22 protein-coding genes are annotated in these 23295 nt (G+C 75.1%); 17 read left to right on the plus strand and 5 right to left on the minus strand.

Annotated elements, in window-relative coordinates:
- Positions 1–7: 7 nt before the first annotated feature.
- Complete coding sequence (locus CNX65_RS14735) at positions 8–1120, plus strand: substrate-binding domain-containing protein (protein ID WP_232519842.1); 1113 nt, start codon at positions 8–10, stop codon at positions 1118–1120.
- A gap of 339 nt (positions 1121–1459) precedes the next feature.
- Positions 1460–2377 (plus strand): lysylphosphatidylglycerol synthase transmembrane domain-containing protein, encoded by a 918-nt coding sequence (locus CNX65_RS14740; protein WP_157767657.1) that lies wholly within the window; start codon positions 1460–1462, stop codon positions 2375–2377.
- A gap of 3 nt (positions 2378–2380) precedes the next feature.
- Here CNX65_RS14740 and CNX65_RS14745 read toward each other — a convergent pair whose 3' ends face one another.
- A complete protein-coding gene (locus CNX65_RS14745; RefSeq protein WP_232519843.1) occupies positions 2381–4363 on the minus strand; it encodes a BTAD domain-containing putative transcriptional regulator in 1983 nt (660 codons plus the stop codon).
- A 220-nt stretch (positions 4364–4583) separates the two neighbouring features.
- On the opposite strand from CNX65_RS14745, the gene CNX65_RS14750 reads away from it, so the two are divergent.
- The 3 genes from CNX65_RS14750 to CNX65_RS14760 are packed head-to-tail and all read left to right on the plus strand — an operon-like array spanning position 4584 to position 5998.
- Entirely contained in the window at positions 4584–4925 is a 342-nt protein-coding gene (locus CNX65_RS14750) for a hypothetical protein (RefSeq protein ID WP_096493505.1), read from the plus strand.
- Positions 4922–5176 carry a hypothetical protein gene (locus tag CNX65_RS14755; RefSeq protein ID WP_096493507.1) on the plus strand — a complete coding sequence of 85 codons (255 nt, stop codon included), beginning with the start codon at positions 4922–4924 and terminating at the stop codon, positions 5174–5176. The genes CNX65_RS14750 and CNX65_RS14755 overlap by 4 nt, the downstream gene beginning before the upstream one ends.
- 9 nt (positions 5177–5185) lie before the next feature.
- A complete protein-coding gene (locus CNX65_RS14760) occupies positions 5186–5998 on the plus strand; it encodes a Long-chain-fatty-acid--CoA ligase (protein WP_218182297.1) in 813 nt (270 codons plus the stop codon).
- Positions 5999–6049: 51 nt separating this feature from the next.
- On the opposite strand, the gene CNX65_RS14765 is transcribed toward CNX65_RS14760, so the two are convergent.
- On the minus strand, positions 6050–7387 hold the full coding sequence (locus CNX65_RS14765) for a COG1470 family protein (RefSeq protein WP_096493509.1): 1338 nt from the start codon (positions 7385–7387) through the stop codon (positions 6050–6052).
- A 149-nt stretch (positions 7388–7536) separates the two neighbouring features.
- On the opposite strand from CNX65_RS14765, the gene CNX65_RS14770 reads away from it, so the two are divergent.
- The 8 genes from CNX65_RS14770 (at position 7537) to CNX65_RS36120 (ending at position 17301) form a co-directional block, all read left to right on the plus strand.
- Complete coding sequence (locus tag CNX65_RS14770; RefSeq protein WP_096493511.1) at positions 7537–8163, plus strand: helix-turn-helix transcriptional regulator; 627 nt, start codon at positions 7537–7539, stop codon at positions 8161–8163.
- Positions 8164–8283: 120 nt separating this feature from the next.
- Positions 8284–11358: a DUF11 domain-containing protein gene (locus CNX65_RS14775; RefSeq protein ID WP_096493513.1), complete on the plus strand. Its 3075-nt coding sequence runs from the start codon at positions 8284–8286 to the stop codon at positions 11356–11358.
- A gap of 52 nt (positions 11359–11410) precedes the next feature.
- Positions 11411–12136, plus strand: a complete 726-nt coding sequence (locus tag CNX65_RS14780) for a DUF4255 domain-containing protein (protein WP_096493515.1) — start codon at positions 11411–11413, stop codon at positions 12134–12136.
- A 73-nt stretch (positions 12137–12209) separates the two neighbouring features.
- Positions 12210–14291, plus strand: a complete 2082-nt coding sequence (locus CNX65_RS14785; RefSeq protein WP_232519844.1) for an ATP-binding protein — start codon at positions 12210–12212, stop codon at positions 14289–14291.
- Between the two features lie 329 nt (positions 14292–14620).
- Positions 14621–16150, plus strand: a complete 1530-nt coding sequence (locus CNX65_RS14790; RefSeq protein WP_096493517.1) for a phage tail sheath family protein — start codon at positions 14621–14623, stop codon at positions 16148–16150.
- A gap of 46 nt (positions 16151–16196) precedes the next feature.
- A complete protein-coding gene (locus tag CNX65_RS14795; RefSeq protein ID WP_015801749.1) occupies positions 16197–16637 on the plus strand; it encodes a phage tail protein in 441 nt (146 codons plus the stop codon).
- Complete coding sequence (locus CNX65_RS14800; protein WP_096493519.1) at positions 16634–17146, plus strand: hypothetical protein; 513 nt, start codon at positions 16634–16636, stop codon at positions 17144–17146. Before CNX65_RS14795 ends, CNX65_RS14800 begins: the two co-directional genes overlap by 4 nt.
- The gene (locus tag CNX65_RS36120; protein WP_177154659.1) at positions 17143–17301 is read left to right on the plus strand and encodes a DUF6760 family protein; all 159 of its coding nucleotides are present in this window, start codon (positions 17143–17145) and stop codon (positions 17299–17301) included. Before CNX65_RS14800 ends, CNX65_RS36120 begins: the two co-directional genes overlap by 4 nt.
- Positions 17302–18754: 1453 nt before the next feature.
- Here CNX65_RS36120 and CNX65_RS14805 read toward each other — a convergent pair.
- The 3 genes from CNX65_RS14805 to CNX65_RS14815 all read right to left on the minus strand — a co-directional run bounded on the left by CNX65_RS14805 (position 18755) and on the right by CNX65_RS14815 (position 20104).
- Positions 18755–18964 (minus strand): hypothetical protein, encoded by a 210-nt coding sequence (locus tag CNX65_RS14805; RefSeq protein WP_157767658.1) that lies wholly within the window; start codon positions 18962–18964, stop codon positions 18755–18757.
- 342 nt (positions 18965–19306) lie between these two features.
- Positions 19307–19750, minus strand: coding sequence for a hypothetical protein (locus tag CNX65_RS14810; RefSeq protein ID WP_157767659.1), 444 nt, complete (start codon positions 19748–19750; stop codon positions 19307–19309).
- A 27-nt stretch (positions 19751–19777) separates the two neighbouring features.
- A complete protein-coding gene (locus tag CNX65_RS14815) occupies positions 19778–20104 on the minus strand; it encodes a hypothetical protein (RefSeq protein ID WP_157767660.1) in 327 nt (108 codons plus the stop codon).
- Between CNX65_RS14815 and CNX65_RS35355 the strand changes: the two genes are divergently transcribed.
- The 4 genes from CNX65_RS35355 to CNX65_RS14830 all read left to right on the plus strand — a co-directional run bounded on the left by CNX65_RS35355 (position 20088) and on the right by CNX65_RS14830 (position 23247).
- On the plus strand, positions 20088–20258 hold the full coding sequence (locus tag CNX65_RS35355) for a hypothetical protein (RefSeq protein WP_157767661.1): 171 nt from the start codon (positions 20088–20090) through the stop codon (positions 20256–20258). The genes CNX65_RS14815 and CNX65_RS35355 overlap by 17 nt on opposite strands.
- Positions 20259–20323: 65 nt before the next feature.
- Entirely contained in the window at positions 20324–20749 is a 426-nt protein-coding gene (locus tag CNX65_RS14820; protein ID WP_015801753.1) for a phage tail protein, read from the plus strand.
- A gap of 24 nt (positions 20750–20773) precedes the next feature.
- Positions 20774–21484: a CIS tube protein gene (locus tag CNX65_RS14825; RefSeq protein WP_232519845.1), complete on the plus strand. Its 711-nt coding sequence runs from the start codon at positions 20774–20776 to the stop codon at positions 21482–21484.
- Positions 21481–23247, plus strand: coding sequence for a VgrG-related protein (locus CNX65_RS14830; RefSeq protein WP_096493527.1), 1767 nt, complete (start codon positions 21481–21483; stop codon positions 23245–23247). Before CNX65_RS14825 ends, CNX65_RS14830 begins: the two co-directional genes overlap by 4 nt.
- Positions 23248–23295 lie beyond the last annotated feature (48 nt).

Here is a 23295-nt window from a genome sequence, read left to right on the forward strand (position 1 = left end):
TCGCCGGATGACAACGGGTACGAACGCGCGGGCGATGCTGCCCGCCGAGCGGCGCGCCAGGGTGGTCGAGCTGCTGCGGCGCGACGGCGTGGTCCGGGTGCACGAGCTGGCCGTGCGGCTGGGCGTCTCGGCGATCACGGTGCGCCGCGACATCGCCAGGCTCGCGCGGGAGGGCGTGGTGCGGCGGGTGCACGGCGGCGCGACGCTGGAGCTGCCCGCCACCGCCCCCACCAGCGGCGGGCCCGGCTCGGGGGCGGTCGCCTGCGCGGTGGTCGGGCTGGTGGTGCCGTCACTGGTCTACTACTGGCCGGACGTGGTGCGCGGGGTCCGCGAGGCCGCCGACGAGCTGGGGCTGCGGGTGGTGCTGCGCGGCGCCGGGTACGCGCCGGACGACGAGCTGCGCCAGCTCGGCGCGCTGGTCGACTCGGTCGGCGTCGACGGGCTGCTCGTCGCCCCGACCACCACCGGCAGCCAGGGCGCGGCGCTGGTGCGCTGGCTGCGGTCTGCCGAAGTGCCCGTCGTGCTGCTGGAGCGCGACTGCGGCGATCCGGGGCCGGGGCTGCTGGAGTCGGTGGTCAGCGACCACCGGCTCGGGACCGCCTCGGCGGTGCGGCACCTGGCGGAGCTGGGGCACCGGCGGATCGGGCTGTGCGCCTCGGCAGGCAGCCCCACCGCCCCGCACCTGCGGCGGGGGTGGCGGCGGGCGTGCGAGGAGCTGGGGCTGGAGCTGGACGGCGTGCCGGAGGCGAGCACGTGCGACCACCGCGACCCGGACTGGTCGCGGCAGCTCGACGCCCTGCTCGACCGGTGCCGGGACTCGGGGACGACGGCGCTGCTCGTGCACTCGGACCCGGAGGCGCTCGCGCTCGTGCAGCGCTGCCAGGAGCGGGGGATCGCGGTGCCGGGCGCGCTGTCGGTGGTGACCTACGACGACGAGATGGCCGAGCTGTGCGACCCGCCGCTGACCGCCGTGCGCCCGCCGAAGGCGGCGGTGGGACGGGCGGCCGTGGCGCTGCTGGCGGCCAGGCTGCGGGCGGCGGGCGACCGGCCGGTGCACCGGGTCGTGGTGCAGCCGGAGCTGATCACCAGGGGGTCCTCGGCGGCGCCTGGGGTGGGGTAGGGCCGCGATCGGGTCGGGGTGGCCTGGTCGGTCGACCGTCCACCCTGGACCGGACGGGGCGGCCCGCGGCGCGTCCGGCGTGCTCCGGCGGCCTTCGCGGCGGTTAAACCGAACACGGCGCGTGATGAATCACACGGCCTGACATGTCCGCCGTGTCCGGTTCTCCGAAGGGGAAAACCGCAGGTTCTCAGGTTGATCACTCAGGGCGAACACCCCGACACGCCGCCGCGAACCCCACCTCCGTCGCGCATTCGCAGGTCAGGGGTACTGCCGAAGTCGTACACGCCGATCAACCCGTGGTGTGACGCGTTCTCAGCTCCGACCGTCCATCCTGGATCCGTGATCATCACTCGCGGTGCGGAGCACCGGACGACCTTGCTCAAGTTCGCCGCGGTGGCGGTCGTCGTGGTGGCTCTCGCCGTCTTCGCCCACCAAGTGGACAGCGGCATCCTGCGCAAGGTGTTCGTGAAGTCCGACCCCGCCTGGGTGCTGGCCGCGATCGCCGCGTCCACCCTTCCCGTGCTGGGCAACGTGCTGTCGCTGCGCGCCGCCTCGCCCGTGCGGCTGCCGTGGGGGCTGACCACCGTGGCCCAGCTGGCCACCTCGTTCGGGAACCTGGTGACGCCGGCGAACCTCGGCGGCATGGCGACCAACGTCCGCTTCCTCGGGCGCAACGGGGTGCCCACGCCCGGCGCGGTCGGGGCGGTCGGCGCGGTGCAGGGGACCTCGGTGCTGATCACGGTGCTGATCGTGCTGCCGTTCGTGGCGACCTCCGGGCGGGTCAGCGAGCTGCTCAGCCCCGGCATCGGGTGGCTGGTCGCGGTGGCGGTCGTGGTGGTGCTGGCGGCGGCGCTGCTGGTGCGCCGCAGCCGGGTGATGATCCTGGACGCGCTCGCGGGCATGGGGCAGGGGCTCGGCACGCCGGGGCGGTGCGCCGTGGTGCTCGCCGGGCACGTGGTCGCGCTGCTCGGGTCCACGGCGGCGCTGGCGGCGGCGGTGGCCGCGTTCGGCGGGGACGTGCCCCTGGGCGACCTGCTGCTGGTGGCGGCGGCGGGCACGGCGATCGCGGGTGCGGTGCCGGTGCCCGGTGGGGCCGGGGCCGCCGAGCTGGTGCTGGCCGCGCAGCTGGCGGCGGTGGGCCTCGACCCGTCCACGGCGCTGGTGGTGGCGCTGCTGCACCGGTTGATCTCGTTCTGGGCGCGCGTGCCGATCGGCTGGGTGGCCTTCTCCTGGCTGCGGCGCGAGGGGCACCTGTGACGGTCAGCCGCCGACCGCCGCGATCCGCTCGGGCGGCGCGCCCAGGGTGCGCAGCGCCCGCGCGGCGCGGTGGCGCAGCGCGCTGAGCGCGGTCGTGGGCAGGCCGTCGAGCAGGGCGCGGTGCAGGCAGGCGTTGCGGAACGCCAGCTCCTCGCCGGAACCGGGGTCCACGACGACCGACGCGGCCACCGCCTCGTCCAGCGCGCCCAGCAGCTCGCGCGTGGTCCGGCCGGTCACCGCGCCCAGCTCGGCCACCCGGAAGCGCGGGCCGAGCACGGCCGCGCAGCGCAGCACCTCCTGCGCCGCCGCCGACAGCGGCTCCAGGACGCCCGCGGCCACCGACAGCAGCGAGGTGGGCACCCGCTCCAGCTCCGCCTCGTCCACCTCGGCGACGCCGTCCACCACGCGCACGGCGCCGCGCCGCGCCAGCGAGGCCGCCACCCGCTCGGCGAACAGGGGGTTCCCGCCCGACCGCCTGGCCAGGTCGAGCAGGGACGCGCCGGGGCGGGCGCCCACGACGTGGCCGATCAGGGCCGCGACACAGGCGGTCGGCAGCGGCGGCAGGGCCAGCAGGTGGCCGCCCCTGACCCGCACCGCCCGGCGCAGCCGGGGCAGGACGCGGCCGGAGGCGAGCGGGCGGGACGCGGCGAGCAGCAGCAGCGGGGCGCCTCGGGGCGCGAGGGCGGTGGTGGCCAGGCGGTGCCACATCAGCAGGTCGGGCTCGGGCAGCGCGTGCAGGTCGTCCACCAGCAGCACGAGCGGCTCCGGGGTGGTGGAGCCGGTGAGGGCCGTCGCGACCAGCGGGGCCGCGGCCAGGTCGCCGAACAGGCCCTGGGCGCCGGACACCGGGACCACGCGGCAGCCCGTCGCGGTCGACAGCGCCTCGGCGAGCAGGGCGGACTTGCCGACGCCCGCGTCGCCCTCCAGCCACAGCAGACCGCCGCGCCCGGCCCGCACGTCGGTGATCAGCTCGTGCAGGAGCGCCAGCTCCTCGGTACGGCCCAGGAAGCGGCGTGCGGGCTGCGGGCGTGCGGGCTGCGGGCGTGCGGCCGGGCTGGGCGGCGCGGGGGTGGACGACCGGGCAGGGTCGGGGTGATCGGGCGCCCGGCGCGCGGCCGGGGCGCGGACCGCGGCCGGGTGCTCGGAGAACGCCCGGTCCCAGCCCGCGGGGCCCGCGACCAGGTCCCGCACGCGGGTGATCCGGTCCGCGCGCACCGGGCCCGCCGCCAGCACCTCCGCCACCGCCGCCGCGCCGGGGTCCTCGCGCAGGATGCGCTGGTGCAGCGCCCGCAGCGCCGGACCCGGCTCCACGCCCTGCGCGGCGAGCGCCCGGCGGGCGTCCCGGTAGGACTCCAGCGCCTCGGCCCTGCGGCCCGAGCGCAGCAGGGCCAGCATCACCAGCTCCCGCAGCGACTCGTGACCGGGGTGCTCGGCGACCAGCGCGGACAGGGACGCCAGGACCTCGGTGTGCTCGCCCAGCTCCAGACCGGCGCGGGCGTGCGCCTCCAGCGCGCCCAGGCGCAGCTCGGCCAGCCTGCGGCGCTCCACCTCGGCGAACGGGCCGGGGACGCCGGAGAGCGCCGGGCCCCGCCACAGCGCGAGCGCCCCGGTCAGCGCGGCGCGCGCCCCGGACCAGTCGCCCGCGCCCAGCAGCCGCGTCCCGATCAGGCGGGAGCGCTCGAACCCGGCCGCGTCCACCCCGTCGTCGGGCACGCGCAGGGAGTACGAGGCGCGGCCGGACGCCAGCGCCGCCCGGTCCTGCCCCAGCGCCGCGCGCAGGCCGGAGACGTAGGTGTGCAGCGCGCCCACCGCTGTCGGCGGCGGCTCGTCGCCCCACACCGCGTCCACCAGGTCCTGCCTGGTCACCTCCTGGTTCGCGCGGGCAGCCAGCACCGCGAACACCGCGCGCCTGCGGGCCGGACCCAGCGCGACCTCGGACCGCTCGCCGGGGTCCGTCCAGGCGCGCAGCGGTCCCAGCAGCTCCACCCGAAGTCCCCGACCCGACATGCGATCCTCCCGGTCCGCTCAGACAGGGGGCACACGCCGACGTGGTGGGGAACGGTTCAGGAAGCGCGGGTTGTTCACTCGTCCGGGGGAACGGCGCTGGGGGCAGGACCCCTGGTACGGAGGGGCAGAACCCCGCTGACCCACTTGGCCGGGGTCGGCGGACGTGGTGGGCTCGGGGCAGACGCGCGGAGGTGGACTGATGCGGCCTGAGGGCGAGACCGGGGCTTCCGGGGAGCGGTTCGCGGGCGACCTGTTCCTCCACCTCGCCACGAAGGGGTGGCTGGTGGTGCCACCCGAGCAGGCCGAGCGGGTCATCGCGGAGCTGGAGCAGACCCTGGAGGTCGTGCGGGCCAAGCTGCGGCGGGCGGAGGTGTCGCGGAAGCTGCACGCCGCGCCCGGTCGCGACGTCGCGCCCGAGGTCGAGCGGCTGGTGGTGGACTCGGTGTTCGCCGGTCAGATCGCGGCGGACACCTGGGAGCGGGCGCTGGTGGAGCTACCCAAGTACATCCGGGCGTTCCGGATCGCGGCGGGTGCGCGGTGAGCGCGGACGGGGGCGGGTCCGGGGTCGAGGTGGGGGACCTCGCCGAGGAGCTGCGGGCGACCAGGGTGGAGCAGGTCGAGCACCTGCGGCGGGGGGACCCGGAGACCGCGCAGCTGATGGGGGCCTGGATCAACGCGCTGCTCGACGAGTGGAACCGGCGGTGCGGGCGCCGGGTGGCGCCGGTGGTGGTGCCCGCGCTGGGGGAAGCGGTCGAGGGCGACGGGGAGCGGCCGGGGCGGTGCGGGGGCTAGGTTCCCGGTGTGGGTGTTCGCGCGGTGGACCTGGCCGGGCGGCCTGACCCCGTGGAGGCCGCGCTCGCGCTGGGCGGGGTCGGGCCGGGGTTCCTCGGGCACGACCTGGTCGCGGCGCTGACCAGGGCGCTGCGCCTCGCGGTCCGGTGGCCCGAGTGCTTCCTCGTGCTGCTCGACGACGGGGTTGCCGTCGCGCGGGCGGTGAGCGTGCCGGTGGTGTTCCCCGGCCCCGAGCGGGAGGAGCTGCCCGAGCACAGGTGGGACGGGGCGGTCGTGTGGGCGGCCGAGGACGCGCTGGACGCGGTCGCGCCCACGTGCCTGGTGGCGCTGGACGTGCAGGTCGCCGAGGACCGGCGTGGCGCGGGGATCGCCGCGCGGGCGCTGGTGGCGTTGCGGGATCTGGCCGCGGCGCGGGGGTTGGCGCGGTTCGTCGTGCCGGTCCGGCCCGCGGGCAAGAGCGCGCATCCCAGGATGGCGATGGCGGACTACGTCGCGCGGCGGCGGGAGGACGGGTTGCCGCAGGACCCGTGGCTGCGGACCCACGAGCGGGTCGGCGGGCGGGTCGTGGGGATCGCACCGTTCGCGATGACCGTGGTGGGGACGGTGGCGCGGTGGCGGGAGTGGACCGGGCGGAGCTGGTGGTGGGGGAGAACGAGGTCGAGGGGGCGCTGGTGCCGGTGGTGGTCTCGGCCGTCACGGGGATCGGGATCTACGTGGAGCCCAACGCGTGGGTCGAGCACGTGGTCGAGGCCGGGACTTGAGGGTGTGTCCACTTGCGACAGCGCGCTGGAGCGCGAGCTCGCGGCGCTGCGGTCCGGGTAGCGGGAACCCCCGGCCCACGAGCGCGGCCGGGGGTTCCCGCGGAGCGCGGGGTCACCGCTCCGGCAGGTCGCCCAGCAGGCCGCTGACGTTCAACGTCTGGAAGCACTGCTGCGACTGCTGTCCCGTCGCGGGCGTGCCCGGCCGCGCGCACTGCACCTGCGCCGACACGGTGGCGTTCTCCCGGACCTCGATCGGGGCGACCCAGTGGAAGTCCTGGTTGCGGAACGTCTCCAGGGCCAGCGTGAGCACCCGCTGCTCGCCGAACGAGATCGTCAGCACGCCCTCGTCGCCCTGGTGGTTGCTCACCACCAGGTCGGTGATCCGGAACAGCTTGCCGTCCGGGACCGTGTACGTGCCCGAGCCCTGCTGGCCGCCCGCCGTGCCCACCTCGATCGTGCCCGAGTTCTGCTGGCCTGCGCCGAGGCCGGTGCCCGGCTGACCGGGCTGACCCGGCTGCTGGCCGCCGCCGTCACCGGTTCCGGGCTGCTGGCCCGAGCCGTTGCCGTTGCCGGTCCCCTGGCCCTGCTCGCCGCCGGGGCTGTCCGGGTTCACCCCGCCCGCCTCGACGATCTCCTCGGCCCGGTCGTCCGCCGCCTCGCGCGCCGCCGACCGGATCGCCGGCCGCACCAGCAGCAACCACGCCAGCACCAGCGCCAGCAGCGCCGCCAGCAGCGCCAGGAGCCAGCGGGAGAACACCGGCAGCTGCACCAGCTCCCCGTCCAGCGGGTGCTCCAGCACCGCCCCGCCGTCCACCAGCGTGGCGCCCGGCGCGCCGCTCGCCGCCGGACCCGTCGCGGTCACCACCGGGTTCAGCGGCCACTCCACCGACTTGCCGAACCACAGGACCTTCCCGACCCGCACCCGGAAGTCGATCTCGGTCGCCTCGCCCGGCGGGACCTCCACCGGGCGCTGGGGCAGCTCGTAGGTCAGCCGGTCGTCCGACGCGGGCGCGGACAGCGCCACCGACACCGCCGTGTTGCCCTCGTTGTGCAGGCGCACGTGGTACCGCGCGCTGCGCCACGCCCGCCGCCGCTGCGGGACCAGCTCGGCCCGCTGCTGGCCGAACGGCTCCACCACCACGGTCGTCTCCGACACCGCGACGGCGTCCGGGCGCTCCGACGGGAGCACGCGGACGCCGAGCGGGATCTCCCCGGCCCTCGGGGTGGACGCCCTCGGCGGGCGCAGCAGCACCGCGACCTGGCCGGACGTGCCGGGGTACAGCGACAGCCGCGCGGGCTCGACGCTGGTCCACGGCGCGCACTCACCCACCACCTCGAACTCGTACGCCTCGACCACGTCGCTGTCGTTGCGCACCGTCATCGTCGTGCTGGTCTCCTGGCCGGGCGTCACCACCACGGTGGGGAGACCGAATTCGGTCGTTGCGGTCACGCGGGGGACGCTAGGCGGCCCGCGCCGCCGTCCGGGAGGGAGAAAAGGGCACTGTGCGGGCAAACCCGTGCACTCGCGCACCCGCGCCCCTGCCCGACCTCCTGCCGCCGGGCCCACGATGGGACGCACCACCAGCGAGGGGAGTCGGGATGACGACGAGGATTCCGGTCGCCGTGTACGCGGCGGACCAGGTGCTGCGCACCGGCGTGGCGCACCAGCTCAAGCCCCGTCCCGAGGTGGAGGTCCTGCCGCCCGGCGAGGAGCACCGCGCGCGCGTCGCGCTCGTGGTCGTGGACGAGGTGGACGAGCCGTCCGCGCGGCTGCTGCGCAGGCTCCAGCGCGCCACGACCGTGCGCACCGGCGTGGTGGTCAGCCGCTTCGACCAGGACGCGCTGCAGGTCGTCGTCGACTGCGGCGTGGCGGCCGTGGTGCGCCGGGGCGACGCCGACCAGGACCGGCTGGTGGCGGCGGTGTCGGCGCTGGCCAAGGGCGAGGCGGTGCTGCCCGGCGACCTGCTCGGCAAGCTGCTCGACCACGTGAGCCGGTTGCGGCGCAGCGTGCTCGACCCGAACGCGCCCAGCCTGTCCACCCTCACCCCGCGCGAGGCCGACATGCTGCGGCTGGTGTCCGAGGGGTTCGGCACCGCCGAGATCGCGGTGAAGATGTCGTTCTCCGAGCGGACGGTCAAGAACGTGCTGCACGAGGTCACCACCCGGCTGAACCTGCGCAACCGCGCGCACGCGGTCGGGTACGTGATGCGCCACGGGCTGATCTGAGGCCCCGCGCGGCCGGGTTGCCCGAACAGACCACCAGCCGTTCCCCCGCGCTGCCCGCCGGGACCTCCCTCCCCGGCGGGGCGCGCGGCCAGGATCGGGACCGACGCGAGGAGGTGCGCGGTGTTCACCAGGTTCAGGGCCGTCGTGGTGGCGGTCGTGGCTGTGCTGCTCGGCGGCGTCGTGGTGGTGCTGCACAGCGGCGTGGCGCCCGCCCAGCAGGACGACCCGCCGCCGCCCCAGCGGATCGCGTACGCGGGCACGGAGCACCGGGGCATCGGGCGCGTGCCCGTCGGCTACCCGACGGACCTCCCGAGCCCGCCCCTGTTCGACGACCGGCCCTCCCACTTCGACGACGAGGTGTCGGCGCGCGGCGGGCTCGTGGTGTTCGTCAGCATGAGGGCCGAGAAGCTGCCGCAGGTGTTCCTGCGCCAGCGCGACGGGGTCGTCGTGCAGCTGACCGAGGGCATGCACGCCTGCCACCCGCAGCTCACCCCAGACCTGGGAACCGTGGTGTTCCAGCAGGTGCGGTCCGACGGGCGCGGCGAGCTGTGGGCGGTCGGCGTGGACGGGACGAACCTGCGCCGCATCACCCCCGAGGGCGCCGAGCCCGAGGAGTGGCCGACCGTCTCCCCGGACGGGCAGCGCGTCGCGTTCAGCGCGGGCGGGCAGATCCGCAGCAGGCCCCTCGCGGGCGGGCCCTCCACGCAGCTCACCGACGAACCCGGCGGTGGCGCGGGCGAACCGGTGTGGCACCCGACCGAGGACCGGATCGTCTACAAGCTCGGGGACGGGCGCGCGCGGCTGCGCGTGCTGGAGGACGGGGCCAGCCGGGACTTCTTCGCCGAGAACCAGGCGGGGTGGAGCGGTCGGTGGCCGGTGTGGATGCCGGACGGCGAGGCGCTGCTGTTCATCAGCTGCGGCTGCCTGGAGGCGGACCCGAGGGAGGGCGTCTACCGGGTCGCGGGCGACGGCGGTGAACCGGTCGGGGCCGCGCCGCAACTGCTGCTCAGGGAGGACCGGCTGGTCAGCGCGCCCGCCTGGCTCGGCGACCCGGTGACCGGGACGCTGCTGATCGCGCGCACCACCGCGTCGGCGCGCAACGAGGTGCGGTTGCACGACATCCAGCCGGACGGCACCGATCCCAGGGACCTCGGGATCGCGCTCGCGCTGGAGCACCCGGACATCGCGACCGACTCCCGGCTGCTGTTCAAGCCGACCGGCGGCTACGACCCGTGGACGCTGCGGCAGACCTACTCCCCGGACGGCCGCAGGATCGTCTACACCGCCTTCGAAGGGCCGCTCGGCTCGCGCCTGCAGCGGATCTGGACCGCGAACGCGGACGGCTCGGACCCGGTGCGGCTGGAGGTCTCCGACCGGCTGCCCACCGACTGGGAGTTCGACCCGGCCTGGTCGCCGGACGGCCAGCAGATCGCGATCACCCGCCGCTCGCCCGGCGGCATCCGGCCGGACAACGGGCCCAGCCGGATCGCGATCGTGGAGGCCGCCACCGGGCAGGTCCTGCGCGAGCTCGTCGCGCCGCCCGGAGCCGAGGGCCAGGAGGACACCCAGCCCGCGTGGTCGCCGGACGGGCGCACCCTGTCGTTCACCAGGGGCGTGGTGTTCGACGACGACACCGGCACCGAGGTGCGCGACAACCACATCTGGACCGCCGACGCGGCCACCCTCGGCAACCAGCGCGACATCAGCGAGATCGCCTGCGGCACGGCCTCGCCGTGCGAGGTGACCGACGACAGCTCGGTGTTCAGCCCCGACAGCGGCGACCTGGTGTTCAACCGCGAGCAGGACGCGCTCATCTCGTTCGACCTCGACCGGGAGACCTGCCGCGTGCTGGTCCCGCGGGGCGGCACCCAGTGCGGGGCGCCCGTGGTGAACGAGCCCGGCCCGTTCCAGCCGCGCGACGCCGCGTTCTCCCCGGAGGGCGGGCGACTGGTGGTGTCCACCCGGCGCGGGGCCGCGAGCGAGGAGCCGGAGGCGTTGGCGCTGGTGGACTTCGTCGACGGCGGGCTCAGCGAGAGCCGGGTCAACTACGCGCTCCCCGGCAGGCAGAAGGAGCCCAGCTGGCGGATCACCGTGGACCTGGCGGTGCGGGCGCCGTCCGGCACGCCCGAGGTGACCACCGGGCGCAGCACCGAGATCCCGGTGGTGGTGGCCAACAACGGGCCCGGCGTCTCGTCCACGACCACGCTGACCGCCGTGCCGCCCGAGGGGGTGCGGGTGGACGAGCTGCGCACGCCCCTGGGCTCCTGCGACGTGACCGAGCTCGCCTGCCAGTTCGGGGTTCTGCGACCGGGCCAGGAGGTCACGGTCGTCGCCGTGGTCACCGGCCTCACGGCCGGGCGGCGCGAGATCGCCTGGGGCGTTGCGGGCGGGGTGGTCGACCCCGAGGCGGCCGACAACAGCGCGCGCACCACCGTGCCGGTGGTGGACGCGCAGACCAGCACCACCGTCCCGCCCACCACGACCGTCCCGCCGACCACGCCGCCGAGCAGCCCGCCGCCCCCTCCGCCACCGCCGCCTCCCGCGCCGCCCCAGGCCGGTCCGGCGCTCGCGGTCGCGGTGCGGCCGAACCCGTCCTACGTCGGCGGCCGGGCCGCCGTGGTCTACACCGTGCGCAACGGCGGCGGCGCGAACGCCACCGGGCTGCGGCTGGAGATGGCGCTGCCGAGGGGAATACCGGTCGCGGCGCTGCCACCCGGCTGCTCGGCGACGGGGTGCGCGCTGCGCGACCTGCCGCCGGGTGGGACGCAGTCGCTCACCGTGGTGCTCGCGCCGGTGGCTCCGGGCCAGGGGACCGCGCGCGGCGTGGTGCGCACCACCGGCAGCGACGGCAACGCGGCCGACAACGCGGCCAGCGCGCAGGTCCGGGTGCTGCTGCCCAGGATCGTGGCGGTGCCGCCGATCGGCGAGCCGGGCTTCGTCACCTCGGTGCGGGGGCTGGACTTCCCGCCCGGCGTGCCGGTGCGGCTGACCTGGACGCCGGGCATCACGGCGTCCGCCGCGCCGACCCTGCCCCGGCCGGACGGCAGCTTCACCGCGCAGCTGCTGATCCTGCCCAAGGACCAGACCGGGCCGCGCGTGATCACCGCCTCCGGCGACGGGTTCCGGCCCGCGACCGCGCCGTTCCTGGTGGTGCCGGGCACGATCGGGCCGCCGGACATGGTGAACCGCAGGTGAGCGGGGGCACGGGTGTGTCCTCCGTGGATGGACGAGGTGCGGGGAGGGTGTCGTGATCCACGAGGTGGACGAGGCGATCCGCAGGCTGCTGTCGGACAGCGGGGTCCCCGGCGGTGGCGGTGAGCTGGCGTTCGAGGCGCCCACCAAGGAGTGGACGGCGCGGCGCAACGGGCCGATGGTGAACGTGTTCCTCTACGACATCCGCGAGGACGTCGGGCGCCGCAGCGCCGGGTCGGCCGAGGTGCACGACGAGTCCGGCGACCTGCTCGGCTGGCGCGGGCCCACCCGGTGGTTCCGGCTGTCCTACCTGGTGACGGCCTGGACCAACCGGGCCACCGACGAGCACCGGCTGCTGTCCGAGGTGCTGGCGTGCCTGGTGCGGGTGCAGAGCGTGGAGCGGCGCTGGCTCACCGGGTCGCTGGCCGAGCTGGGTGCGAAGGTTCCGCTGATCACCGGCGGCGCGCTGTCCGAGGGCGCCGCGGCGGCCGACGTGTGGTCGGCGCTGGGCGGCGAGCTCAAGCCGTCGATCGACGTGAAGGTGACCGCGCCGATGCGCGGCGAGTGGACCCCGGCCGGGCCGCCGGTCACCGAGGGCATCGTGCTGCGCGGCCTGGACGAGCCGGGCTTCACCGGCGACGGCACCGCGCGCAGGCTGCGCTACGAGGGGCCGACGAGCGCGGAGGGCGAGGGGTTCGCGGCCACCAGGGAGCGCCCCGCGCCCACGCCCGAGCGGCCCGCCGGGACGGCGCGCAAGCGCGGGGGCGGGGCGATCAGGTGACCGCCGGGAGCCCGCGCCCGCCCGGTCCCCGGCGCCCGCCGGGACGGCCGTGCCAGGAGCGGGGGGAGGACCGGTGACCACCGACGAGGGGCTGCTCGGCGTGGTGGGCGGGGTGGCCGGGAGCGGGGAGCAGGACGCCGACCTGGTGTACCTGTGGGCGCGCCTGGGGGCCGTGGAGTGGCGGGTGCGGCTGGCCGTGGAGGCGCGGCGCGCCACCGACCCCGCGCCCGACGACCCGTACCGGGGCCTGTACTTCACGCCCGAGGCCGTGCAGCGGGTGCTGGACGCCCCGCGCGTCCCGCGCCTGTTCCCGCCCGAGGACGACGTCGACCTGGACGCGCTGGCCGCGCTCGCGCCCGCGCCGGGACCGCGCCTGCTCGTGCTGGCGCGCGACTTCGGGCTCGACCCGCTGGACGTGGAGCTGCTGCTGGTCGCGCTCGCCCCCGACGTCGACACCCGGCTCGAACGCCTCTACGGCTACCTCAACGACGACATCACCCGCCGCCGCGCCACCACCGGCCTCGCGCTGGAGCTGTGCGGCCTGCCGCCCGCCGGTCCCGGCCGGTTCCGGCTCGCGCCGTCCGCGCCGCTCATCGCGCGCGGCCTGGTGGAGGTGCAGCAGGACGACTCGCCCGCGCTGTCCAGGGTGCTGCGGGCGCCCGACCGGGTCGTGGCGCACCTGCTCGGCGACGACAGCCCGGACCACGCGCTCACCGGCGTCGCCCGCCTCGAACCGCCCGCGCCGCCCGCGGGGGAGCTGGCCGTCCGGCTGGCCCGCGCGGTGCGCGGCGGCGTCCACCTGCTCCACCTGCGCGACAGCGGCGGCGAGGCCGCGCGCACCGCCGTGGAGGCGCTGCCCGGCGCGGTCGTGGTCGACCCGGCCGCGCTCACCGCCTCGTCGCTGCCCGCCGTGGTGCGGGAGGCCCGGCTGCGCGGCGCGGGCGTCGTCCTCGGGCCGCTCGAGGACCTGCCGCGCGAGCGCGCCGGGCTGCTGCGCGAGCTGGCCGCGCTCGCCGAGGGCGTCCCGCTGCTGCTGCACGGCGCCGCCCACTGGGACCCGAGGTGGACGACCCGGCCCGCCGTCCCGGTGCAGGCGCCCGGATCCGACCCGGACCAGCGGGCCCGCCGCTGGGAGCGCGCGCTCGGCGGCAGCCCCGCGGACGGGCTCGACCTCGCCGGGCTCGACCTGGCCGCGCTCGCCGCCTACCGGCTCGGCGACGACGAGGTCGGGCACGCCGTCACCGTCGCCACCGGGCTCGCCGCGCTCGACGGCGGCCCGGTGCGGCAGGAGCACCTGGGCGCCGGGGTGCGCGCCCGCAACGCCGCCGGGCTCGACCGGCTGGCCCGCAGGGTCGTGCCCGCCGTCGGCTGGGACGACCTCGTGCTGCCCGAGCCGACCCGGCGGCAGCTCACCGAGCTGGTCGTGCGCGCCCGGCACCGCGACCGGGTGCTCGGCCAGTGGGGGATGCGGCCCGGAGGCGGTCGCGGGCGCGGCGTGGTCGCGCTGTTCGCGGGCGGCTCCGGAACCGGCAAGACCATGTCCGCCGAGGTGGTCGCCGCCGCGCTCGGCGTCGACCTGTACGTGGTGGACCTGTCGACCGTGGTGGACAAGTACGTGGGCGAGACCGAGAAGAACCTGGAGCGGATCTTCACCGAGGCCGCCGGGGTGCACGGCGTGCTGCTGTTCGACGAGGCGGACGCGGTGTTCGGCAAGCGCTCCGAGGTGCGCAGCTCGCACGACCGGCACGCGAACATGGAGTCGGCGTACCTGTTGCAGCGCATGGAGTCCTTCGACGGGATCGCGGTGCTGACCACGAACCTGAGGTCCAACGTGGACGAGGCGTTCACCCGGCGCATCGACGTGATCGCGGACTTCCCCGAGCCGGACGCCGCGCACCGGCTGCTGCTGTGGGACCGCTGCCTCGGCCGCGTGCTGCCCCGAGACCCGGACGTGGACCTGGGGTTCTGCGCCGAGCGGTTCGAGCTGGCGGGCGGTTCGATCCGGGCCTGCGCGGTGACGGCCGCCTACCTGGCGGCCGAGGCCGACCGGCCGCTGCGGATGGCCGACCTGGTCACGGCGGTGCGCCGCGAGTACGGCAAGCTCGGCAGGCTCGTGCTGGACAGCGAGTTCGGGCACTGGGCGAACCTGGGCTGAGCGCGCGCCCGGCGCGGCCGTGACGACCGCGCCGGGCCCCAGGCGCCCGCCTTGCGGCGCGGTGCTCCCCTTCCCCGACCACCCCGCCAGTGGCGGGGTGGTGACGCGCGCCCAGATCCGTGCCCTGCCCCGTGCCCTGTCGCGTGCGCGGACGAGGGCGCGGCCGTGGAGCCGTTGCCCGATCAGGCAACCGGGGTGCACCCGGCCGTGGACCGGCGGTCCTGCCCCCGCGCGCCCGCGGGGGACAGGCTGGGGGAGCCAGAGCGGAACGTCACCGGGCGCCAGCGCCGTCGGGACGGGGAGCGCCAGAAGAGAACGAAGGAGCGAACATGCCGCAGTACCTCTCGCCCGGCGTGTACGTGGAGGAGGTCCAGTCCGGCGCCCGGCCGATCGAGGGCGTGGGAACCGCCGTCGCGGCCTTCGTCGGCTTCGCCGAGCGCGGACCGTTCCACCGGCCCACGCTGGTCGCCAACTGGAACCAGTTCGTCCAGCTGTTCGGCGGTTTCACCGAGGACGCCTACCTGCCGCACGCCGTCTACGGCTACTTCTCCAACGGCGGCGGCTCCGCCTACGTGGTGCGGGTCGGCGGGGAGCGGCAGGAGAGCGCCGAGCCGCCGAAGGCCGAGCCGGTGCGGTTGGGGGCGCTGACCGTGCGGGCGCTGCCCGACGCGGGCGGCGAGGTGTCCGTCGAGGTGGCCGACGCCGACGGGGAGAACCCGCCCGACGACCGGTTCAAGCTCCTGGTGCGCCAGGGGAACCGGGTCGTGGAGACGCACGACGTGTCCATCCGCAAGAACGCCAAGAACTACGTCGCCACCCAGCTCGCCGAGCGCTCCCGGCTGGTGGAGGTGGTCGAGCAGCCCAGCGGCGCGCTCGCCAAGCCCGACAAGCAGACCGTGGCGCTGCCCGGCGCGACCGCCCCGGCGTCCTCGGCCGGCGTGCCCGCGCGGATCGACCCGCAGGAGTACCTGGGCGACGCCGAGGCCCGCACCGGGTTCGGCGGGCTGGAGAGCGTCGACGCGATCACCATGGTCGCGGTGCCCGACCTGATGAGCTCCTACCAGCGCGGCCAGATCGACCTGGAGGGCGTGAAGACCGTGCAGCTCGCGGTCATCTCGCACTGCGAGCAGATGGGCGACCGGGTCGCCGTGCTCGACGCCCCTCCCGGCCTGACCCCGCAGCGGGTGCGGACCTGGCGGCTGGAGGAAGCGGGCTACGACTCGAACTTCGCCACCCTGTACTACCCGTGGATCAAGGTGTTCGATCCGTCCAGCGGGCGCAACACCTTCGTCCCGCCGTCCGGGCACGTCGCCGGCGTGTGGGGTCGCAGCGACGCCGAGCGCGGCGTGCACAAGGCCCCCGCCAACGAGGTGCTGCGCGGCGCGGTCGACCTGGAGACCGGGATCAGCAAGTCCGAGCAGGACCTGCTGAACCCCATCGGCGTCAACTGCATCCGCGCCTTCGCCGGTCGCGGCATCCGGATCTGGGGCGCCCGCACGGTGTCCTCCGACCCGGCGTGGCGCTACCTGAACGTGCGCAGGCTCTTCAACTACCTGGAGGAGTCGATCCTGATCGGCACCCAGTGGGTGGTGTTCGAGCCGAACGACGACCGGCTGTGGTCCAGCATCCGGCGCAACATCACCGCGTTCCTCACCGAGCAGTGGCGGCAGGGCGCGCTGTTCGGCCGCACCCCGGCCGAGGCGTTCTACGTCAAGTGCGACGCGGAGAACAACCCGGCCGAGTCGATCGACCTCGGCCAGGTCATCTGCGAGATCGGCGTCGCGCCGGTCAAGCCCGCCGAGTTCGTCGTGTTCCGGCTCGCGCAGTTCTCCGACAGCACCAGCCTCGTCAGCGAGTGACCCGCGCGCCCCGCGTGGCGCGTGAAGCAGAAAGGTGAGCACAGCAATGGCTGAAGGCGACGCCCTCGCAACACACATCTTCGGCGTGCAGCTCGGCGGCTACACGGTCGAGTCGCTGCAGGAGGTCAGCGGACTGACCGTCGAGGAGGACGTGGTCGAGGTCTTCCAGGTCACCGCCACCGGCAGGCCGCTGATCCGCAAGCAGCCCGGCGCGCAGAAGGGCGGCGAGGTCACCCTGACCCGCGGCCTCGACCAGAGCGACGAGCTGTCCAAGTGGCTCAACGAGACCCTGGAGAAGGGGGCGGTCAGCGCCGCCCGCCAGAACGTCACCATCGAGATCAAGGACACCGAGGGCAACACGGTGCGCCGGATGCAGCTGATGAACGCGTGGGCCAGCCGCTGGGAGGGCCCCTCGCTCAAGGCAGGCGAGTCCACCGCGGCCTCGGAGAAGGTGACCCTCACGTTCGAGGAGATCAAGGTCGAATGAGGCGGCGGACGATCGCGATCGACCAGCTCGACGAGCTGGTCACCGACAGGCAGCCGGAGCGGGCCCCTTCCGAGGGGCCCACCTCCCGGCCGGACCCCTCCCGGCAGTGGGACCAGCAGGACCAGGACCGGGGGCCGAGGCTGCGCACCGAGTTCGAGTTCGAGCTGCCGCGCGGCTACGTCGACCAGGACGGGCAGGTGCACCGGCACGGCGTGATGCGGTTGGCGACCGCGCGGGACGAGCTGCGCCCGCAGATCGACCTGCGGGTCAAGGAGAACCCCGGATACCTGAGCGTGGTGCTGCTCAGCCAGGTGATCACGCGGCTGGGCTCGGTGCCCGAGGTGCACGCCGGGGTCGTCGAGCAGATGTACGCCACGGACATCGCGTTCCTGCAGGACTTCTACCGGCGGATCAACAGCGAGGGGCACACCAGGGCAGGCGTGGCGTGCCCGTCGTGCGGGGCCGCGTTCGAGGTCGACCTGGCCGGTGGTCGCCTGGGGGAATCGTGACGTACGCGGCCGACCGCCTGCACGAGGAGGTCGCGTACGTGGCCTACCACTTCCACTGGTCCCGCGACGAGGTCCTGGACCTGGAGCACCACGAGCGCAGGCGGTGGGTCGCGGAGATCGCGCGGATCAACACGAGGGTGAACGAGGGGAGGTGAACCGGGTGCGCTGGGGATTCCGCAGGCGGGGCGGGGAGGCCGGGGCTCCCACTGGTTCCGCTGGGGGCGCCGGGAGTGCTCGGAGCGCCGTTGACGGGCCGGTCGCGGCGCAGCGCCGTTCGGCGCCGCTGCCGCCGTGGGACGGCGGGTGGCGGGCGGCCCCGAGCGGCGGTGGCGTGCTGGGCGGGCGGGTCCCGGTGGGCGACGGGTTGCGCTTCCGCGACGGCCTCGCCTCCTGGCAGGACCACACGGTGGGCACGGGGCCGATGGGGCACTCGCTCAGCGCGGACGCGCCCGTGGGCGTGGTGCGCGGGGTGGCCCAACTGCGCCCGCTGGCCACGCCGGAGTACGGGGACAGCGGCGGTCTCGTCTTCCGCGCCAACGGGGTCGACGAGCCGGGCGCGGGACCGGCGGCGGTGCAGCGGATTGCGGACGGTTCCGCGCGCCGCCGGGTGCAGCGCGCGGAGAAGCCGGTGAGCAGGACTGCCGACAGCTCCTCGAGCGGTGAGCCTTCCGCCGCATCGCCGAGCGTTCAGCCTCCCGCCGCGCCGCCGAGTGTTGAGCCTTCCGCTGCACCGGTCGTGGGTGGCGGGGTGCCGACGCGCGTTGCCACGCCTGGCCGGAAGATGCCAGGGGCCAAGAGGGGCAACTGGATCCAACGCCTCCTCAACCGCGAGCCCGCTACGCGGCAGGAGGACCCCGCGCCCGTTGTGCGGCGACCGGAGACCTCTTCGGCGAGCACGCCGCTGGTCAGCCTGCGGGAACCGGCTGCCGCGCCGCCCGCACGGGAGTTCGTGCAGCGCCGTGCCGCGACACCGGCGGAACCCGCCGCCCCCACCGCGCCCCAGGTGCAGCGCAGCGCCGCCGCGCAACTCGTGAACCTGCCCAAGCGCACCGTCCGAGTCGTCCCGAACTCGGTCCGCCCCGCCAAGGCCACTCCCCACAAGCCTGCGGCACCGAAGCCCACCGCGCCCAATCCCACTTCGCCGAAGCCCACTTCAGCGAAGCCGAGCACACCGAATCCGGCCGCGCCTGAACCGACCGCGCCCAAGCCGGTCCAGCCCAAGCTGACCGCGCCCAAGCCGACTGCGCCCAAGCCGACTGCACCCGAGTCGACCGCATCCCGCCCTGCCGCGCCCGAACCCGCAGCGAGCCCTGCTCCGGTGTCCACGACGAGTGCTCCGGTGGTTGAGGCGAGTGCTGATGTGCAGCGCTCGGTCCCACTGCTGCCGTTGACCCGCCCGCTGATCACCGCCCGCACCCCGGAGAACCTGCCCACCCGGCAGATCCCCGCCGTGGTCCAACGCGCCACTCCGACGACACGACAGCCCCAGGCGCAAACAAGCACCCCGGTCACCGTCTCCCCACCGCCGACCGCCGCCACCCCGGAGCTGCCGCTCGCGACTCAGGCCAAGAACGCCCCGGAGGCCGCTCCCGCCGCGGCGCCGGACGTTCAGCGCTCGGTGGACACGACGAAGCCCTCGGCGCGTCCCGAGAGCGCCGCGTCGGAACCGAGGACCAGGCCGAGGACCGCGCCCGTGCTGGGCGCCCCGCTCCTCCCCTCGGCTCCAGCCTCGGCCACGCTCGCGACACCGGCACGTCCCGGCGCGGTCCGGCCGAGCGGACTCGGCGCCCCGATCAGCGCCATCCCGGCCAGCGCCATGCCCGCCACGAACCCGCTGGCGCCGATTCAGCGCGCCGCCACCAACCGCAGTGACACGCCCCTTCGGCAGAGCACCACCAAGAACGGCTCCCACCAGCCGATTCCCGCCAAGCTCAATGCCACCCCCAAGCCCAATGCCACCCCCGAGCCGACTGCCGCCAAGCCCACCACAGGCGCGCCTGTTGCTGCCACGCCTGCTGCCGCCAAGCCCGCTGCTGCCACGCCCGCTGCTGCCACGCCCCAGGTGCTCGGGGCCGATGCGGTGGTTCAACGCATGGTGCCGCTCTCCCCGGACCAGCCGATCGCGAGCCTGCGGGCTTCCTCCGCGCGACCCGCGGTGGTTCATCCTGTGATCGCCCAGCGCAAGCAGAACTCGCCCCTCGCCTCTCCCAGGGCGGTGGTCAGCCCCACAGGTCTCCCGCTGGTCCGCCCGACCACTCCGGCCTCGGCTCCCGTCCAGCGCGCCACCAGCCCGGCGCCGCTGATCACCAGGAACCCGTTGCGCCCCAAGCTCTCCGCGTCCCCAGCGTCCCCAGCGAGCGCCGATCCGGCGGTCCAGCGCGCCGCGAAACCTGTTGCGCGCCCCACCCCGGTCGTCCGCCCGACCCCACCCCGCCGCCTGGACACCGGACCGCCGTCCACCTCGGCGCCGCACCAGGTGCCCGCCGTGCCGGTAGTCCCGGTGACGGCGGTCCAACGCGCCTCAACCCCGTGGAACACCGTCCCGCAGGGCAGCGCACCCCAAACCAGTGCAGCCCGCACCAGCGCCATCCAGACCAGCGCCATCCAGACCGGCGCAACCCCAACCACCGTTCAGCGAACCGCAAGCCCGAGCACCACGCCCCCGAGCGTCGCAGGCGCGACCACCGGTCCAGTCGCCACCAGCCCGGTCGCCACACCCCCAGCTGCCGCACCCCCGGTCGTCACCAGCCCAAGCGCCACCAGCCCCACCAGCCCCACCACCGCCACCGGCTTCCAGTGGGTCAACCCCCGGTTCGCGGCCAAGCGGAGCAGCTCGTCCCGGCCCGCCGCCCAACCGGTCCAGCGGGCCGAGAGCGCCACCCCGCCCCCGTCCCAGCGGAACGCCCCGACCCCCGCCCCGCCCGCCGCCGACCCCGCCCCCGTGAAGGGCGACCTCACCGCCCCCGACGTGGACAAGGACGAGCAGGGCCAGGACCGGGCCGACCTGGACGCCCTCGCCCGCAAGCTCGTCGAACCCCTGTCCCGCCTGATGCGCAACGAGCTCCGCAGGGACCGTGACCGCGTCGGCCGCCCCCACGACCACCGCCGCTGAACCCCGCCCCACCAGGGGGCGCACCACCAAGGGGCAGGCGAACCCGAAGCAGGAGGACCACAGCGATGAGCGCGGACGTGTTCGCCAGCACCGTGTACTTCCGCCTCTCCATCGCGGGCAACAGCCTCGGCACGTTCCACACCTGCGAGGGTTTGGGCGCGCAGATGGAGGTCGAGGCCTACAACGAGGGCGGCAACAACGGGTTCGCCTGGCAGCTGCCCACCCGCATGACCTGGACCAACATCACCATGACCCGCCCGGTCACCGAGGACTCGTCCAAAGTGCTGCGCTGGCTGGACGAGACGGTGCGCCAGGTGGAGAAGAAGGACGGCGAGATCGTCGCGCTCACCCCGGACCTGAAGCCGATCGTGCGCTGGCAGGTCATCGGCGTGGTGCCGGTGCGCTGGCAGGGCCCGTCGTTCGACCCGTCCAGCTCCTCGGCCGCGGTCGAGACCCTGGAGATCGCCCACGAGGGCCTCCAGGCCTCCTGAGACCGGGAAGAAGGGAAGACCGCCGTGCCGCCCACCTCGGGCGCGAGCCTCGTCAAGGCCCGCCTGGTCATCATGGAGCCGCCCCCGAGGGTCGGCGCGAAACCGGGTGGGAAGCTCGCCACCGTCAAGTTCCAGTTCAACCCCAACGCGCTCTCGCTGTCCAAGTCCACCGAGTGGCGCCGCCAGCCCGCCCGCATGGCCGGGTCGGCCTCGCTGCCGGAGTTCGTCGGCAGCGGGCCGCGGACCCTGTCCGTGCAGGTGTTCCTGGACGCCACGGCCAAGCACGACAACTCGGTGGAGCAGCGCATCGAGAGCCTGATGGTCGCGTGCGTGCCGACCAGGAGCAGCATCGCGAAGAAGAAGCCCGCGAGCCCGTGGGTGCGCTTCGAGTGGGGCACCGCGAAGTCCGTGTCGTTCGACGGGGTGCTCTCCAGCCTGTCGGTCGACTACTCGCTGTTCGACGTCGACGGCACCCCGCTGCGCGCCACCTGCTCGCTGTCGATCGAGGAGGCCGGGGTCGACCCGCCCGGCCAGAACCCGACCTCCGGCACCGAGGAGGCCAGCCGAACGCACCGCGTCGTCGTCGGGGACACGTTGGCGCAGCTGGCGTTCCGCGAGTACGGCGACCCCACGGCCTGGCGCGTCATCGCCGAGGCCAACGACATCGACGACCCGATGGTCCTGGTTCCGGGCACCGAGCTGCTGGTGCCCCTGGCAGACGGAGGTGGCCGGTGAGCGGCACCGAGGAAGGGCGCGCGTTCGCGGCCAGCGCCGTCGTCGCGGGCGGCGGGCCGGTCCAGCCGCCGTGGGACGACGAGCTGGTCAGCTGCGTGGTGGACGAGAACGTCGGCCTGCCGGACGTGGCCGTGCTGACCTACCGCGACGGCTCGCACGAGATGCTGGAGGACACCGGGATCACGCTCGGCTCGCCGCTGGAGGTGTCGGTCGCCTCGGCCCGCACCAACGCGAAGGAGCTGCTGTTCCGGGGCGAGGTCACCTCGATCGAGCTTGAGGTCGACGGCACCGGCTCGTACACGGTGCTGCGGGCCATGAACCGCGCGCACCGGCTGCTGCGCGGGCGCCGCGTCGAGGCGTTCCACCAGATGAGCGCGACCGCGATCATCCGCAAGGTCGCCAAGAACGCCGGGCTCACCGCAGGCAAGGTCGAGGCCGCGCCGATCACCTACCAGCACATCAGCCAGGCGGGCGTGTCGGACTGGGACTTCCTGCAGACGCTGGCCCGCGAGCACGGCGCGCTGGTGCGCGTGGACGACAAGGGCGTGCTGGACTTCGTCAAGCCCCAGCCCGCGTCCAAGGCGCCCGCGCCCACCACGTCGGCGGAGAAGAGCCCGTACGTGCTGGAGTACGGACGCAACCTGATGGCGCTGCGCGCGGTCCTGGGCACCAGCGAGCAGACCGGCGGCGTCGAGGTGCGTGGCTGGAACCAGGTCACCAAGACGGAGATCGTGGCCACCCGCAAGCCGCAGCCCAGCAAGACCGTCGTGCCCGGCCTGCTCGCCACCAAGGCCGCCAAGCTCACCTCCGGCGGCAAGCTGCTGGCGGCGGGCACCCCGTACGCCACGCAGGCCGAGGCCGACGCCGCCGCCAAGGCCCTGGAGGAGTCGCTGAGCGCCGGCTACGGCGAGCTGGAGGCCGTGGTGGAGGGCAACCCGCAGCTGCGCGCGGGCGTCCCGATCGCGCTGGGCAACGTCGGCGCCGCGTTCAGCGGGCGCTACACCGCCACCGCCGTCACGCACGTCATCGAGCCGAACCGGGGCTACCGCACCACCGTGCTCGTCAGCGCCTCCGCCGACCGCTCGTTCGCGGGCCTGGTCGCCCACGACTCCATCCCGTCCAGGGGCCCGAGGATGCCGGGCCTGGCCATCGCCGAGGTCACCGACATCAAGGAGACCGGCAACGGCGAGCGCGGCTGGGTGCGGCTGAGGTTCCCGTGGCTGGACGACAAGTACGTCTCCGACTGGGTGCGCACCGTGCAGCTCGGCGGCGTCGCGGGCGGCGGCGTGTTCAGCCCCGACGTCAAGGACGAGGTCCTGGTCGGGTTCGAGCAGGGCAGCCTCGACCGGCCCTACGTGCTCGGCGGGCTCTACAACGGGATCGACAAGCCGTCCAAGCACGACCAGAAGCTCGTGGACGGCCGCAGCGGCAAGGTCAACCGCCGCTCCCTGGTCAACCGCAAGGGCGACCGGCTGGAACTGCTCGACGGCACCGCCGCGCAGGGCGTGCGGCTCGGGTCCGGCGACGACGAGCTCGAAGTGGTGCTGGACCGCAAGAAGAACGAGCTGCGGCTGGTCCAGGGTGGCCGGGGCGGGTGTCGCATCACGCTCTCCCGCACCGGTGTCGAGATCGACGCCGGCCGCGGCGGGATCACGCTCAAGGCAGGCGGCAAGGTCGACGTGTCCGCCAGGACCGGCGTCGACATCGACACCGGCCTCACCGGCGACGTCGTCGTCAAGGGCCGCACCATCCGGCTCAACTGAGCCGCGACCGAGTCAGCAGCACCGAGCCGGCGGCACCGGAACAGCGCG

The sequence above is a fragment of the Actinosynnema pretiosum genome, from assembly GCF_002354875.1.
GTDB classification, from domain to species: domain Bacteria; phylum Actinomycetota; class Actinomycetes; order Mycobacteriales; family Pseudonocardiaceae; genus Actinosynnema; species Actinosynnema auranticum.